Source organism: Pseudomonas sp. XP2 (assembly GCF_053557975.1).
Window position 1 is genome coordinate 1 of the sequence record NZ_JBNRIK010000049.1, and the last position, 15,579, is coordinate 15,579.

The following is a 15,579-nucleotide window of genomic DNA, read 5'->3' on the forward strand; positions in this document are numbered from 1 at the left end:
TCAAGACCATCGCAATGGAAGACGGTCTGCGCTTCGCTATCCGTGAAGGCGGTCGTACCGTCGGCGCCGGCGTCGTAGCAAAAATTATTGAATAAGTAGTTGATTTACTTGATCAGGCCGGTATAATGGCCGGCCTGATACAGCGTTACAGGTCAGTAGCTCAATTGGCAGAGCGACGGTCTCCAAAACCGTAGGTTGGGGGTTCGATTCCCTCCTGACCTGCCATTTCACTTCGGTGTGATGGCTTTCTTCTCACAGGATCCTCCTTGATGACTCCCAAAACTGAAGCCCAAGAATCGCGTTTTGATCTGTTCAAGTGGCTGGCTGTAGTTGCTTTGGTGGTTGTAGCTGTTGTGGGTAATCAATATTACTCCGCCTCTCCGATCCTGTATCGCGTTCTCGCACTTCTCGTCCTGGCTGCTGTCGCAGGCTTTGTAGCTCTGCAGACTGCGAAGGGCAAGTCGTTCTTTGCGTTGGCGAAGGAAGCTCGTACCGAAATCCGTAAAGTCGTGTGGCCGACCCGCCAGGAAACCACCCAGACCACGCTGATTGTCGTGGCTGTCGTGCTGGTTATGGCACTGCTGCTGTGGGGTCTTGATTCCCTGCTCGGCTGGGCGGTCTCCCTGATCGTTGGCTAAAGGTGTCCCGTGGCTAAGCGTTGGTATGTTGTGCATGCTTACTCGGGTTACGAGAAGCATGTAATGCGCTCCCTGATTGAGCGCGTCAAGCTGGCTGGCATGGAAGACGGTTTCGGCGAGATCTTGGTTCCGACCGAAGAAGTCGTCGAAATGCGCAACGGCCAGAAGCGCAAGAGTGAGCGTAAATTCTTCCCTGGCTATGTACTGGTCCAGATGGAGATGAACGAAGGGACTTGGCACTTGGTCAAGGACACCCCGCGTGTGATGGGCTTTATTGGCGGTACCGCAGACAAGCCTGCACCGATCACCGATAAAGAAGCTGAAGCTATCCTGCGTCGCGTTGCTGACGGTAGCGACAAGCCGAAGCCGAAGACACTGTTCGAGCCAGGTGAAGTGGTTCGTGTAATTGACGGTCCGTTCGCTGACTTCAATGGTAGTGTCGAAGAGGTTAACTACGAAAAGAGTCGCCTCCAGGTGGCGGTGCTCATTTTCGGTCGCTCTACTCCGGTGGAGCTCGAGTTCAGCCAGGTCGAAAAGGTCTAGGCGGACGAAGCATCCCAAACCCCGCAGCCCTGTGTGTTGCGGGGTTTTGTCGTCACTGGGATAAAACGCAAGTCATCCGGGGAGCCATCAGGCGTTCGTACCCGATTTTGGAGTAGCTCATGGCTAAGAAGATTCAGGCTTACATCAAGCTGCAAGTTAAGGCCGGCCAGGCCAACCCAAGCCCACCCGTTGGTCCAGCACTGGGCCAACACGGTGTGAACATCATGGAATTCTGCAAGGCCTTCAACGCCCGTACCCAGGGTCAAGAAGCCGGCCTGCCGACTCCTGTGATCATCACTGTCTACAGCGACCGTAGCTTCACCTTCGAGACCAAGAGCACCCCTGCCTCGGTTCTGCTGAAGAAAGCTGCTGGCCTGACCAGTGGTTCGGCTCGTCCGAACACCGTTAAAGTCGGTACCGTTACCCGTGCTCAGCTGGAAGATATCGCCAAGGCAAAACAGGCTGATCTGACCGCTGCTGACCTGGACGCTGCTGTACGCACCATCGCTGGCTCTGCCCGCAGCATGGGCCTGAACGTGGAGGGTGTGTAATGGCTAAGCTGACCAAACGCCAAAAGGCAATCGCCGAAAAAATCGAAGCAGGCAAGGCCTACAACTTCGAAGAAGCGGCAACTCTGCTGGCCTCGCTGCCTGCTGCCAAGTTCGTCGAGTCCTACGACATCGCCGTTAACCTCGGTGTTGACCCGCGTAAATCCGACCAGGTCGTTCGTAGCGCTACTGTGCTGCCACACGGCACTGGCAAGACCGTTCGCGTTGCTGTCTTCACCCAGGGTCCAGCTGCTGAAGCCGCTCTGGCTGCCGGCGCTGACCGCGTAGGTATGGACGATCTGGCTGCCGAAATGAAAGCCGGCGATCTGAACTATGACGTCGTCATCGCATCGCCTGATGCCATGCGCGTTGTAGGTCAGCTGGGTCAGGTTCTGGGTCCTCGCGGCCTGATGCCTAACCCGAAAGTTGGTACCGTTAGCCCAGACGTAGCCACTGCCGTGAAAAACGCCAAGGCTGGTCAGGTTCGCTACCGTACCGACAAAAACGGTATTATCCACACCTCCGTTGGCAAGGTCGGCTTTGAAGCTGGCAAGCTGAAGGAAAACGTTGAAGCCCTGATCGCTGATCTGAAGCGTATCAAACCAGCTTCGTCGAAAGGTATCTACGTCAAGCGCGTTACCCTGAGCACCACCATGGGCCCAGGTCTGGTCATCGATCAGAGCTCGCTGAACGTGTAAGAACATGGCGGTGCGATTCGTCTCGCCGCCAGCAAAAATTGGGGTCCCTGCCTGGCGGGGGCTATCCAAGACCGTAGGTGGCGCAAGCCTTAAAACACCAGCCCACGCAGATGGTGCTCCCGATTCGTTACCGAATCAGACACCAAAACGACATCCGGCTTCGGCCAGATGAAACGGTAAAAACCAGGAGTAAACCCGTGGCAATTAAACTCGAAGACAAGAAGGCCATCGTCGCTGAAGTCAACGAGGCTGCCAAAGTCGCTCTGTCCGCTGTTGTGGCTGATGCCCGTGGTGTGACTGTAAGCGCAATGACCGGACTCCGTAAAGAGGCCCGCGAGGCTGGCGTTTACGTACGTGTCGTACGTAACACCCTGCTCAAGCGCGCTGTTGAAGGCACCGAGTTTTCGGTCCTCAACGACGCGTTCAAAGGCCCGACCCTGATTGCTTTCTCCAACGAACACCCGGGCGCTGCTGCTCGTCTGTTCAAAGAGTTCGCCAAGGGTCAGGACAAGTTCGAGATCAAGGCAGCTGCGTTTGACGGCAATTTCATTGCAGCGAACCAGATCGACGTGTTGGCTACCCTGCCGACCCGCGACGAAGCTATTGCACGACTGATGAGCGTTATTCAAGGCGCCACCAGCAAGCTGGCTCGTACTCTGGCAGCCATTCGCGACCAGAAAGAAGCTACCGCTGCCTAAGGCACGCGAACTCTTTCAAAATCATTTGTTTAATTTGATGGCTGCGTAGGCCTTCACCCCAATACAGGATTTAAGTCATGTCCCTGACTAACGAGCAAATCATCGAAGCAATCGGCCAGAAAACCGTTCTGGAAGTTGTTGAGCTGATCAAAGCAATGGAAGAAACCTTCGGCGTGACCGCTGCTGTTGCCGCTGCTGGCCCAGCTGCTGCTGCCGCTGTTGTTGAAGAGCAGACCGAGTTCAACGTTGTTCTGGTTGAAGCCGGCGAGAAGAAAGTGAACGTGATTAAAGCCGTTCGCGAGCTGACCGGTCTGGGCCTGAAAGAAGCCAAAGAGAAAGTCGATGGCGCTCCTCAGGTTGTAGCTGAAGGCGTTTCGAAAGAAGCCGCTGAAGACGCTAAGAAGAAGCTGGAAGAAGCAGGCGCTAAAGTCGAGCTGAAGTAATTTCGACTTTGCGATGCCAGCCTGAGCGTTGAGCACAAGGCTGATGGCTGGTGGCTTATGCCACCGGCCTTTTTCCGTTATTGGCGGTCGGTCAAGCCGGCCCCGATAACAAGCTGCAAGACACCCACGTGGGTGGCGCAAACCAAGGGGTTTGCACGATTTTCTGGCTGCTCCCGCCGGGAGAAGCCAAACAAGCAGGTGACCAAGCTGGGGAACGCTGATGGCTTACTCATACACTGAGAAAAAACGTATCCGCAAGGACTTTAGCAAGTTGCCGGACGTCATGGATGTGCCTTACCTCCTGGCCATCCAGCTGGATTCGTATCGCGAATTCCTGCAAGCGGGAGCATCCAAGGATCAGTTCCGCGACGTCGGCCTGCACGCGGCCTTCAAATCGGTATTCCCGATCATCAGCTACTCCGGCAATGCTGCCCTGGAGTATGTAGGCTATCGCCTGGGCGAGCCTGCCTTCGATGTGAAGGAATGTGTCCTGCGTGGCGTGACCTTCGCGGTCCCACTGCGGGTCAAGGTGCGCCTGATCATCTTCGACAAGGAATCGTCGAACAAAGCGATCAAGGACATCAAAGAGCAAGAAGTCTACATGGGTGAAATCCCCCTGATGACTGAGAACGGTACCTTCGTTATCAACGGTACCGAGCGTGTGATCGTTTCCCAGCTGCACCGTTCGCCTGGTGTGTTCTTCGACCACGACCGTGGCAAGACTCACAGCTCCGGCAAGCTGCTGTACTCCGCTCGCATCATCCCTTACCGCGGTTCCTGGCTGGACTTCGAGTTCGACCCGAAAGACTGCGTGTTCGTACGTATCGACCGTCGCCGCAAACTGCCGGCGTCGGTGCTGTTGCGCGCCCTGGGTTACAGCACTGAAGAAGTGCTGAACACCTTCTACACCACCAACGTGTTCCACATTTCCGGCGAAAAACTCAGCCTGGAACTCGTGCCGCAGCGTCTGCGTGGTGAAGTTGCGGTCATGGACATCCATGACGAAACCGGCAAGGTCATTGTCGAGCAGGGCCGCCGCATTACTGCGCGCCACATCAACCAGCTCGAGAAGGCCGGCGTCAAGCAGCTGGACGTTCCAATGGAATACGTCCTGGGTCGCACCACTGCCAAGGCCATCGTGCACCCGGCTACTGGCGAGATCCTGGCTGAGTGCAATACCGAGCTGACCACTGATCTGCTGATCAAAGTCGCCAAGGCACAGGTCGTCCGTATCGAGACCCTGTACACCAACGACATTGATTGCGGTCCGTTCATCTCCGACACCCTGAAGATCGACACCACCAGCAACCAGCTGGAAGCCCTGGTCGAGATCTACCGCATGATGCGTCCAGGCGAGCCGCCGACCAAGGATGCCGCCGAGACCCTGTTCAACAACCTGTTCTTCAGCGCCGAGCGTTACGACCTGTCTGCTGTCGGCCGCATGAAGTTCAACCGTCGTATCGGTCGTACCGAGATCGAAGGTTCAGGCGTGCTGAGCAAGGAAGACATCGTCGAGGTCCTCAAGACCCTGGTCGATATCCGTAACGGCAAAGGCATCGTCGACGACATCGACCACCTGGGTAACCGTCGCGTACGTTGCGTCGGCGAGATGGCCGAGAACCAGTTCCGCGTTGGCCTGGTGCGTGTAGAGCGCGCGGTCAAGGAACGTCTGTCGATGGCGGAAAGCGAAGGCTTGATGCCGCAGGACCTGATCAACGCCAAGCCGGTTGCGGCGGCGGTGAAAGAGTTCTTCGGTTCCAGCCAGCTGTCCCAGTTCATGGACCAGAACAACCCGCTCTCCGAGATCACCCACAAGCGCCGCGTCTCTGCGCTCGGCCCGGGCGGTCTGACCCGTGAGCGTGCTGGCTTCGAAGTCCGTGACGTACACCCGACTCACTACGGCCGTGTGTGCCCGATCGAGACCCCTGAAGGTCCGAACATCGGTCTGATCAACTCCCTGGCGGCCTATGCCCGCACCAACCAGTACGGCTTCCTGGAAAGCCCGTACCGTGTGGTGAAGGAAGGCGTTGTCAGCGACGACATCGTGTTCCTGTCGGCAATCGAAGAAGCGGATCACGTCATCGCCCAGGCTTCGGCCGCGATGAACGACAAGAAGCAACTGATCGATGAGCTGGTAGCTGTTCGTCACCTGAACGAATTCACCGTCAAGGCGCCGGAAGACGTCACCCTGATGGACGTTTCGCCGAAGCAGGTAGTTTCCGTTGCTGCGTCGCTGATTCCGTTCCTCGAGCACGACGACGCCAACCGTGCGTTGATGGGTTCGAACATGCAGCGTCAGGCTGTACCGACCCTGCGTGCTGACAAGCCGCTGGTAGGTACCGGCATGGAGCGCAACGTTGCCCGTGACTCCGGTGTCTGCGTGGTTGCTCGCCGTGGTGGCGTGATCGACTCGGTCGACGCCAGCCGTATCGTTGTTCGCGTCAACGACGACGAGGTGGAAACCGGCGAAGCAGGTGTAGATATCTACAACCTGACCAAGTACACCCGCTCGAACCAGAACACCTGCATCAACCAGCGTCCGCTGGTCAGCAAGGGTGACAAGGTTCAGCGTAGCGACATCATGGCCGACGGCCCGTCCACCGACATGGGTGAGCTGGCACTGGGTCAGAACATGCGCATCGCGTTCATGGCGTGGAACGGCTTCAACTTCGAAGACTCCATCTGCCTGTCCGAGCGTGTGGTCCAGGAAGATCGCTTCACCACCATCCACATTCAGGAACTGACCTGTGTGGCGCGTGACACCAAGCTTGGCCCAGAGGAAATCACTGCGGACATCCCGAACGTGGGTGAAGCTGCACTGAACAAACTGGACGAAGCCGGTATTGTCTACGTGGGTGCTGAAGTCGGCGCTGGTGACATCCTGGTTGGCAAGGTCACGCCAAAAGGCGAAACCCAGCTGACTCCGGAAGAAAAACTGCTGCGCGCAATCTTCGGTGAGAAGGCGAGCGACGTTAAAGACACCTCCTTGCGCGTGCCAACTGGCACCAAGGGCACTGTCATTGACGTACAGGTCTTCACCCGTGATGGCGTCGAGCGCGATAGCCGCGCTCTGGCCATCGAGAAGATGCAGCTGGACGAGATTCGCAAGGACCTCAACGAAGAGTTCCGCATCGTCGAAGGTGCAACCTTCGAGCGTCTGCGTTCTGCCCTGAACGGCCAGGTGGTCGACGGTGGCGCGGGCCTGAAGAAAGGCACCGTGGTCACCGACGAAGTGCTGGACGGTCTGGAGCACGGCCAGTGGTTCAAACTGCGCATGGCTGAAGATGCACTGAATGAGCAGCTGGAAAAGGCTCAACAGTACATCGTCGACCGTCGCCGTCTGCTGGACGACAAGTTCGAAGACAAGAAGCGCAAGCTGCAGCAGGGCGATGACCTGGCTCCGGGCGTACTTAAGATCGTCAAGGTCTACCTGGCAATTCGCCGTCGCATCCAGCCGGGTGACAAGATGGCTGGTCGTCACGGTAACAAGGGTGTTGTCTCGGTCATCATGCCGGTTGAAGACATGCCGCACGATGCCAACGGTACTCCGGTCGACGTCGTACTGAACCCGCTGGGTGTACCTTCGCGTATGAACGTTGGTCAGATCCTCGAAACCCACCTGGGCCTCGCGGCCAAGGGCCTGGGCGAAAAGATCGACCGCATGATCGAAGAGCAACGCAAGGCTGCTGAGCTGCGCGTATTCCTGACCGAGGTCTACAACGAGATCGGCGGTCGTCAGGAAAACCTCGCCGAGTTCACCGACGAAGAGATCCTGGCCCTGGCACACAACTTGAAGAAGGGCGTGCCGATGGCTACTCCGGTCTTCGATGGTGCCAAGGAAAGCGAGATCAAGGCCATGCTGAAGCTGGCCGATCTGCCAGAGAGCGGCCAGATGGTGCTGTTCGATGGCCGCACCGGCAACAAGTTCGAGCGTCCGGTGACCGTTGGTTACATGTACATGCTCAAGCTGAACCACTTGGTGGACGACAAGATGCACGCGCGTTCCACTGGTTCCTACAGCCTGGTTACCCAGCAGCCGCTGGGTGGTAAGGCGCAGTTCGGTGGTCAGCGTTTCGGGGAGATGGAAGTGTGGGCGCTGGAAGCATATGGCGCGGCATACACCCTGCAAGAAATGCTCACAGTGAAGTCGGACGACGTGAACGGCCGTACCAAGATGTACAAGAACATCGTGGATGGCGATCACCGTATGGAGCCGGGCATGCCCGAGTCCTTCAACGTGTTGATCAAAGAGATCCGTTCGCTCGGTATCGATATCGATCTGGAAACCGAATAACACGTGACGCGAAGGGGGGTGGGGCAGGTAATGCCCGCTCCCTGCTCCGCCAGGAGGAAAGGCCTTGAAAGACCTACTGAATTTGCTGAAAAACCAGGGTCAAGTCGAAGAGTTCGACGCCATCCGTATCGGTCTGGCGTCGCCTGAAATGATCCGTTCGTGGTCGTTCGGTGAAGTTAAGAAGCCGGAAACCATCAACTACCGTACGTTCAAACCTGAGCGTGACGGCCTGTTCTGCGCCAAGATCTTTGGCCCAGTCAAGGACTACGAGTGCCTGTGCGGCAAGTACAAGCGCCTCAAGCACCGCGGCGTGATCTGCGAGAAGTGCGGCGTTGAAGTTGCCCTGGCCAAGGTTCGTCGTGAGCGCATGGCGCACATCGAACTGGCCTCGCCGGTCGCCCACATCTGGTTCCTGAAGTCGCTGCCGTCCCGTATCGGCCTGCTGATGGACATGACCCTGCGTGATATCGAACGCGTGCTCTACTTCGAGAGCTATGTCGTTATCGACCCAGGCATGACCACCCTGGAAAAGGGCCAGCTGCTGAACGACGAGCAGTACTTCGAAGCGCTGGAAGAGTTCGGTGACGATTTCGATGCCCGCATGGGTGCCGAAGCTGTCCGCGAACTGCTGCACGCTATCGACCTGGAGCACGAGATCGGTCGCCTGCGCGAAGAGATTCCGCAGACCAACTCGGAAACCAAGATCAAGAAGCTGTCCAAGCGCCTGAAGCTGATGGAAGCTTTCCAGGGCTCGGGCAACCTGCCTGAGTGGATGGTCCTGACCGTCCTGCCAGTACTGCCACCGGACCTGCGTCCGCTGGTCCCGCTGGATGGCGGCCGCTTCGCGACCTCCGACCTGAACGACCTGTATCGTCGGGTGATCAACCGTAACAACCGTCTGAAGCGCCTGCTGGATCTGTCGGCGCCAGACATCATCGTGCGCAACGAAAAGCGCATGCTGCAGGAGGCGGTCGACGCCCTGCTGGACAACGGCCGTCGCGGTCGCGCCATCACTGGCTCGAACAAGCGTCCGCTGAAGTCGCTGGCTGACATGATCAAAGGTAAGCAAGGTCGCTTCCGTCAGAACTTGCTCGGTAAGCGTGTGGACTACTCTGGCCGTTCGGTAATTACCGTAGGCCCGACCCTGCGTCTGCACCAGTGCGGTCTGCCGAAGAAGATGGCCCTCGAGCTGTTCAAACCGTTCATTTTCGGCAAGCTGGAAATGCGTGGTCTGGCGACCACCATCAAGGCTGCCAAGAAGATGGTCGAGCGCGAGCTGCCAGAGGTGTGGGACGTTCTCGCCGAAGTGATTCGCGAACACCCCGTACTGCTCAACCGTGCACCGACCCTGCACCGTCTGGGTATCCAGGCTTTTGAACCGGTTCTGATCGAAGGTAAGGCTATCCAGCTGCACCCGCTGGTCTGTGCCGCGTACAACGCCGACTTCGACGGTGACCAGATGGCCGTTCACGTGCCGCTGACGCTGGAAGCCCAGCTCGAAGCGCGCGCGCTGATGATGTCGACCAACAACATCCTGTCGCCAGCCAACGGTGAGCCAATCATCGTACCGTCGCAGGACGTGGTACTGGGTCTGTATTACATGACCCGTGAAGCCATCAACGCCAAGGGCGAAGGTCGCGTATTTGCCGACCTGCAGGAAGTCGACCGCGTATTCCGCGCCGGCGAAGCTGCGCTGCACGCGAAAATCAAGGTTCGTATCAACGAAACCGTGAAAGATCGCGACGGCAGCGTTACCAAGAACACCCGTATTGTCGACACCACGGTCGGCCGTGCGCTGCTGTTCCAGGTTGTACCGGCAGGCCTGCCGTACGACGTGGTCAACCAGCCGATGAAGAAGAAGGCGATCTCCAAGCTGATCAACCAGTGCTACCGCGTGGTTGGTCTGAAAGAGACCGTTATCTTCGCTGACCAGCTGATGTACACCGGTTTCGCTTACTCCACCATCTCTGGCGTGTCCATTGGTGTGAACGACTTTGTCATCCCTGATGAGAAAGCGCGCATCATCAACAGCGCTACCGATGAAGTGAAGGAAATCGAAAGCCAGTACGCCTCCGGCCTGGTAACCCAGGGCGAGAAGTACAACAAGGTCATCGACTTGTGGTCGAAGGCGAACGACGAAGTGTCCAAGGCGATGATGGCCAACCTCTCGAAAGAGAAGGTCATCGACCGCGAAGGCAAAGAAGTCGAGCAAGAGTCCTTCAACTCGATGTACATGATGGCTGACTCTGGTGCGCGGGGTTCCGCAGCCCAGATCCGTCAGCTGGCCGGTATGCGTGGCCTGATGGCCAAGCCGGACGGCTCGATCATCGAGACGCCGATCACTGCGAACTTCCGTGAAGGTCTGAGCGTACTCCAGTACTTCATCTCGACTCACGGTGCTCGTAAAGGTCTGGCGGATACCGCGTTGAAGACTGCGAACTCCGGTTACCTGACCCGTCGTCTGGTAGACGTTGCGCAAGACCTGGTTGTAACCGAGATCGATTGCGGTACCGACCATGGCTTGCTGATGACTCCGCACATTGAAGGCGGTGACGTTGTAGAGCCGCTGGGTGAGCGTGTACTGGGCCGTGTCATTGCCCGTGACGTGTTCAAGCCAGGCACCGAGGACGTCATCGTTCCGGCCGGTACGCTGGTAGACGAGCAGTGGGTCGAGTTCATCGAGCTGAACAGCATCGACGAAGTTATCGTGCGTTCGCCAATCAACTGCGAAACCCGCTACGGCATCTGCGCCAAGTGCTACGGTCGTGACCTGGCGCGTGGTCACCAGGTGAACATCGGTGAAGCTGTCGGCGTTATCGCTGCTCAGTCGATCGGTGAGCCGGGTACCCAGCTGACCATGCGTACGTTCCACATCGGTGGTGCTGCGAGCCGTACTTCGGCTGCCGACAGCGTCCAGGTGAAGAACGGCGGTATGGTACGTCTGCACAACCTGAAGCAGGTCGTGCGTGCCGATGGCAACCTGGTTGCTGTGTCGCGTTCTGGCGAGCTGGCCATTGCTGACGAATTCGGTCGTGAGCGTGAGCGTTACAAGCTGCCTTACGGTGCGGTAATTTCGGTCAAGGAAGGTGAGAAGGTCGAAGCTGGCGCCATCGTCGCCAAGTGGGACCCGCACACCCACCCGATCGTTACCGAGCTGAAAGGTACCGTGACCTTCGTGGGCATGGAAGAAAACATCACCATCAAGCGCCAGACCGACGAACTGACCGGCCTGACCAACATTGAAGTACTGGACGTCAAGGATCGCCCTGCCGCAGGCAAGGAAATCCGTCCGGCAATCAAGATGGTCGACGCCAATGGCAAGGACCTGTACCTGCCAGGTACCGATGTACCGGCGCAGTACTTCCTGCCAGCCAACGCCTTGGTTGGTGTTGCTGACGGTGCCCAGATTGGTGTTGGTGACGTTATCGCGCGTATCCCGCAAGAAACGTCGAAGACCCGTGACATCACCGGTGGTCTGCCACGCGTAGCTGACTTGTTCGAAGCGCGTCGTCCGAAAGAAGCCTCGATTCTGGCTGAAGTCAGCGGCACCATCGCGTTCGGTAAAGAGACCAAGGGCAAGCGTCGCCTGGTCATCACGCCGACCGACGGCAGCGATCCGTACGAAGAGCTGATTCCGAAGTGGCGCCACCTGAACGTCTTCGAAGGTGAACAGGTAAACCGCGGCGAAGTTATCTCCGACGGCCCGAGCGATCCGCACGACATCCTGCGTCTGCTGGGTGTGAGCGCGCTGGCGAAGTACATCGTCAACGAGATCCAGGACGTTTACCGTCTGCAAGGCGTGAAGATCAACGACAAGCACATCGAGACCATCCTGCGTCAGATGCTGCGCAAGGTCGAGATCTCCGAGTCGGGCGATTCCAGCTTCATCAAGGGCGACCAGATGGAACTGACTCACGTACTGGTCGAGAACGAGCGTCTCGCCAGCGAAGACAAGTTCATCTCGAAGTTCACCCGCGTGTTGTTGGGTATCACCAAGGCGTCGCTGTCGACCGAATCGTTCATCTCCGCGGCTTCCTTCCAGGAAACCACCCGCGTACTGACCGAAGCGGCGGTAACCGGCAAGCGCGATTACCTGCGCGGCCTGAAAGAGAACGTGGTCGTGGGTCGTCTGATCCCGGCCGGTACCGGTCTGGCCTACCACAGCGAGCGCAAGCGTCGCCGTGAAGCCGACAAACCGCTGCGTGTAAGCGCCAGTGAGGTGGAAGCCGCACTGACCGAAGCGCTGAATTCCAGCGGTAACTAAGTACAGGGCAGGGCCCCGGCAAGCTTCGATCGACCATCGGCGACATGAAATGTTGCCGATGATCGGGCGAGGAGGGCCGGGGCCTTGTCTTGACTGGGTGCAAGATCCTCCGTAGACTTTTGTACCCTTAAATTTGGTGAGGCTCCGTCTCGCCAATTTTTGGCTTTCTTGCAAGACAATAGAGTCGCAAGACAATCAGTGGAGCTAGTAGATGGCAACTATCAACCAGCTGGTACGTCAGCCGCGTAAGCGTTCGGTCGAGAAGTCCGACGTTCCTGCGCTGCAGAACTGCCCGCAACGTCGTGGCGTGTGCACCCGTGTGTACACCACCACGCCGAAAAAACCTAACTCGGCACTGCGTAAAGTATGCCGTGTGCGTCTGACCAACGGTTTCGAGGTTTCCTCGTACATCGGCGGTGAAGGCCACAACCTGCAAGAGCACAGCGTCGTCCTGATCCGTGGCGGCCGTGTAAAAGACTTGCCAGGTGTTCGTTACCACACCGTTCGCGGCTCTCTGGATACTTCGGGCGTCAAAGGCCGTAACCAGGGTCGTTCGAAGTACGGTACCAAGCGTCCGAAGTAATCGGCCGTTTGCACATATCCATTTTTTTGAGTCGATAAGAGTAAGGTCGGGCAGGGGTCGAAGACCCACGTCCCGGGCTAACCTGAAGACCGTTTGAGGGCTTATCATGCCAAGACGTCGTGTAGCAGCAAAACGTGAGATTCTGGACGATCCTAAATACGGATCCCAAATCCTCGCCAAGTTCATGAACCACGTGATGGAAAGCGGCAAGAAGGCTGTAGCCGAGCGCATCGTTTACGGTGCCCTGGATACCGTCAAAGCACGCAAGAACAGCGACCCCCTGGAAATCTTCGAGAAAGCTCTCGACGCCATCGCTCCGCTGGTCGAAGTAAAGTCCCGCCGTGTCGGCGGTGCCACTTACCAGGTCCCGGTTGAAGTTCGTCCATCCCGTCGTAATGCTCTGGCAATGCGCTGGCTCGTAGACTACGCCCGCAAGCGTGGCGAGAAGTCGATGGCTCTGCGCCTGGCTGGCGAGCTGCTGGATGCTGCTGAAGGCAAAGGTGCTGCAGTCAAGAAGCGTGAAGACGTTCACCGTATGGCTGAAGCCAACAAAGCGTTCTCGCACTACCGCTTCTAATTCAAGCATCAATCATTTTGCGAGGGCTTTATGGCTCGTACTACAGCAATTAACCGCTATCGTAACATTGGTATCTGTGCCCACGTTGACGCGGGCAAGACCACCACTACCGAGCGGATCCTGTTCTACACAGGTCTGAGCCACAAGATGGGCGAGGTGCATGATGGCGCCGCGACCACCGACTGGATGGTGCAGGAGCAGGAGCGGGGTATCACCATTACCTCCGCTGCCGTTACCACCTTCTGGAAAGGCTCTGTTGGTCAGTATGACAACTACCGTGTAAACGTCATCGATACCCCTGGCCACGTTGACTTCACTATTGAAGTAGAGCGTTCGCTGCGCGTACTCGACGGCGCTGTCGTTGTGTTCTGCGGTACCTCCGGCGTTGAGCCTCAGTCCGAAACCGTATGGCGTCAGGCCAACAAGTACGGCGTTCCACGTGTTGTCTACGTGAACAAGATGGACCGTGCCGGTGCAAACTTCCTGCGCGTCGTAGGTCAGATCAAGAACCGTCTGGGTCACACCCCGGTTCCTGTTCAGCTGGCCATCGGTTCGGAAGATAACTTCCAGGGTCAGGTTGACCTGATCAAGATGAAGGCTATCTACTGGAACGACGACGACAAAGGCACCACTTATCGCGAGGAAGAAATTCCTGCCGATATGCTGGAGCTGGCTCAAGAGTGGCGCTCCAACATGGTTGAAGCGGCTGCCGAGTCCAGCGAAGAGCTGATGAACAAGTACCTGGAAGGCGAAGAGCTGACCGTCGAAGAGATCAAAGCCGGTCTGCGCGCGCGCACCCTGGCCAGCGAAATCGTACCGGCTGTCTGCGGTTCGTCGTTCAAGAACAAGGGTGTTCCCCTGGTTCTCGACGCCGTCATCGACTACCTGCCAGCTCCGACCGAGATTCCTGCGATCCAGGGTATCAACCCGGATGACAAGGAACTGGACAAAGAAGATCCGGCTGTTCGTAAAGACGTGCGTCACGCTGACGACGACGAGCCGTTCTCGGCTCTGGCGTTCAAGATCGCGACTGACCCGTTCGTGGGTACTCTGACCTTCGTTCGCGTCTACTCGGGTGTTCTGACCTCCGGTGACTCCGTCATCAACTCGGTCAAGGGCAAGAAAGAGCGCGTTGGTCGTATGGTGCAGATGCACGCCAACCAGCGTGAAGAAATCAAGGAAGTGCGCGCTGGCGACATCGCTGCACTGATCGGCATGAAGGACGTGACCACGGGCGAAACCCTGTGCAACGCCGACAAGCCAATCATCCTTGAGCGTATGGACTTCCCTGAGCCGGTCATTTCGCTCTCCGTAGAGCCGAAAACCAAGGCTGACCAGGAGAAGATGGGTATTGCACTGGGCAAGCTGGCCCAGGAAGACCCGTCGTTCCGCGTCAAGACCGACGAAGAGACTGGCCAGACCATCATCTCGGGTATGGGTGAGCTGCACCTGGACATCCTCGTTGACCGCATGAAGCGCGAGTTCAACGTCGAAGCCAACATCGGCAAGCCGCAGGTTTCGTACCGCGAGAAGATCACCAAGTCCAACGTCGAGATCGAAGGCAAGTTCGTTCGTCAGTCGGGCGGTCGTGGTCAGTTCGGTCACTGCTGGATCCGTTTCTCGGAGCCGGATCAGGACGAAAAAGGCAACATCACCGAAGGTCTGGTGTTCTCCAACGAAGTCGTTGGTGGTGTGATTCCTAAGGAATTCATCGCCCCGATCCAGAAGGGTATCGAAGAGCAGATGAAGAACGGCGTTGTTGCCGGCTATCCTCTGATCGGCCTGAAGGCCGCGGTATTCGATGGTTCGTATCACGACGTCGACTCCAACGAAATGGCGTTCAAAATCGCCGCTTCGATGGCGACCAAGCAACTGGCCCAGAAGGGCGGTGGCGTGGTTCTCGAGCCGATCATGAAGGTTGAAGTTGTAACCCCGGAAGACTACCTGGGTGACGTGATGGGTGACCTGAACCGTCGTCGTGGTCTGGTCCAGGGTATGGATGAATCGGTCTCTGGCCGTGTCGTCCGCGCTGAAGTACCGCTCGGAGAGATGTTCGGTTACGCAACCGACGTTCGTTCCATGTCTCAGGGTCGCGCAAGCTACTCCATGGAATTCTCCAAATACGCCGAAGCTCCGTCGAACATCGTCGAAGCACTCGTTAAAAAACAAGGCTAATCCCCTTTAGGCAAGAGGTTCACTGTCGTGGCTAAAGAAAAATTTGATCGTTCCCTTCCCCACGTTAACGTCGGCACTATCGGCCACGTTGACCACGGTAAGACCACTCTGACCGCAG

General features: G+C 57.5%; 13 protein-coding genes and 1 tRNA gene. All 14 read left to right on the forward strand.

Translation table 11 applies throughout. From position 1 onward, the window contains the following. On the forward strand, window positions 1-95 hold a 95-nt coding region (locus tag ACK1VC_RS28250), incomplete at its 5' end, for an EF-Tu C-terminal domain-related protein (RefSeq protein ID WP_449118062.1). A 54-nt stretch (window positions 96-149) separates the two neighbouring features. Then, window positions 150-225 (forward strand) — tRNA-Trp (locus tag ACK1VC_RS28255). A 44-nt stretch (window positions 226-269) separates the two neighbouring features. Then, a complete protein-coding gene (gene secE / locus ACK1VC_RS28260; RefSeq protein ID WP_016484648.1) occupies window positions 270-638 on the forward strand; it encodes a preprotein translocase subunit SecE in 369 nt (122 codons plus the stop codon). 9 nt (window positions 639-647) lie between these two features. Next, window positions 648-1,181: a transcription termination/antitermination protein NusG gene (gene nusG / locus ACK1VC_RS28265; RefSeq protein WP_003255501.1), complete on the forward strand. Its 534-nt coding sequence runs from the start codon at window positions 648-650 to the stop codon at window positions 1,179-1,181. A gap of 119 nt (window positions 1,182-1,300) precedes the next feature. Then, window positions 1,301-1,732, forward strand: coding sequence for a 50S ribosomal protein L11 (rplK, locus tag ACK1VC_RS28270; RefSeq protein ID WP_003255500.1), 432 nt, complete (start codon window positions 1,301-1,303; stop codon window positions 1,730-1,732). After that, a complete protein-coding gene (gene rplA, locus ACK1VC_RS28275; protein WP_016392127.1) occupies window positions 1,732-2,427 on the forward strand; it encodes a 50S ribosomal protein L1 in 696 nt (231 codons plus the stop codon). Before rplK ends, rplA begins: the two co-directional genes overlap by 1 nt. A gap of 197 nt (window positions 2,428-2,624) precedes the next feature. Next, window positions 2,625-3,125: a 50S ribosomal protein L10 gene (gene rplJ / locus ACK1VC_RS28280; RefSeq protein ID WP_016484649.1), complete on the forward strand. Its 501-nt coding sequence runs from the start codon at window positions 2,625-2,627 to the stop codon at window positions 3,123-3,125. A 77-nt stretch (window positions 3,126-3,202) separates the two neighbouring features. Continuing rightward, window positions 3,203-3,568, forward strand: a complete 366-nt coding sequence (gene rplL / locus ACK1VC_RS28285; protein ID WP_007957596.1) for a 50S ribosomal protein L7/L12 — start codon at window positions 3,203-3,205, stop codon at window positions 3,566-3,568. A 220-nt stretch (window positions 3,569-3,788) separates the two neighbouring features. Further along, the gene (gene rpoB, locus ACK1VC_RS28290; RefSeq protein ID WP_016484650.1) at window positions 3,789-7,862 is read left to right on the forward strand and encodes a DNA-directed RNA polymerase subunit beta; all 4,074 of its coding nucleotides are present in this window, start codon (window positions 3,789-3,791) and stop codon (window positions 7,860-7,862) included. A 64-nt stretch (window positions 7,863-7,926) separates the two neighbouring features. Beyond that, window positions 7,927-12,126, forward strand: coding sequence for a DNA-directed RNA polymerase subunit beta' (rpoC, locus tag ACK1VC_RS28295; RefSeq protein WP_016484651.1), 4,200 nt, complete (start codon window positions 7,927-7,929; stop codon window positions 12,124-12,126). A 211-nt stretch (window positions 12,127-12,337) separates the two neighbouring features. After that, window positions 12,338-12,709 (forward strand): 30S ribosomal protein S12, encoded by a 372-nt coding sequence (rpsL, locus tag ACK1VC_RS28300; RefSeq protein ID WP_003255492.1) that lies wholly within the window; start codon window positions 12,338-12,340, stop codon window positions 12,707-12,709. A gap of 106 nt (window positions 12,710-12,815) precedes the next feature. Continuing rightward, a complete protein-coding gene (rpsG, locus tag ACK1VC_RS28305; protein WP_003246741.1) occupies window positions 12,816-13,286 on the forward strand; it encodes a 30S ribosomal protein S7 in 471 nt (156 codons plus the stop codon). Window positions 13,287-13,316: 30 nt separating this feature from the next. Then, on the forward strand, window positions 13,317-15,461 hold the full coding sequence (gene fusA, locus ACK1VC_RS28310; protein WP_016484652.1) for an elongation factor G: 2,145 nt from the start codon (window positions 13,317-13,319) through the stop codon (window positions 15,459-15,461). 27 nt (window positions 15,462-15,488) lie between these two features. Beyond that, the coding region (locus ACK1VC_RS28315; RefSeq protein WP_449118175.1) for a GTP-binding protein at window positions 15,489-15,579 on the forward strand (91 nt) is incomplete at its 3' end.

Excerpts from the sequence above, each read along its gene's own strand:
- secE (WP_016484648.1), top strand. The coding sequence starts at position 270 with ATGACTCCCAAAACTGAAGCCCAAGAATCGCGTTTTGATCTGTTCAAG.
- rplK (WP_003255500.1), top strand. The coding sequence starts at position 1,301 with ATGGCTAAGAAGATTCAGGCTTACATCAAGCTGCAAGTTAAGGCCGGC.
- rplA (WP_016392127.1), top strand. The coding sequence starts at position 1,732 with ATGGCTAAGCTGACCAAACGCCAAAAGGCAATCGCCGAAAAAATCGAA.
- rplL (WP_007957596.1), top strand. The coding sequence starts at position 3,203 with ATGTCCCTGACTAACGAGCAAATCATCGAAGCAATCGGCCAGAAAACC.
- rpoB (WP_016484650.1), top strand. The coding sequence starts at position 3,789 with ATGGCTTACTCATACACTGAGAAAAAACGTATCCGCAAGGACTTTAGC.
- rpsL (WP_003255492.1), top strand. The coding sequence starts at position 12,338 with ATGGCAACTATCAACCAGCTGGTACGTCAGCCGCGTAAGCGTTCGGTC.
- rpsG (WP_003246741.1), top strand. The coding sequence starts at position 12,816 with ATGCCAAGACGTCGTGTAGCAGCAAAACGTGAGATTCTGGACGATCCT.
- fusA (WP_016484652.1), top strand. The coding sequence starts at position 13,317 with ATGGCTCGTACTACAGCAATTAACCGCTATCGTAACATTGGTATCTGT.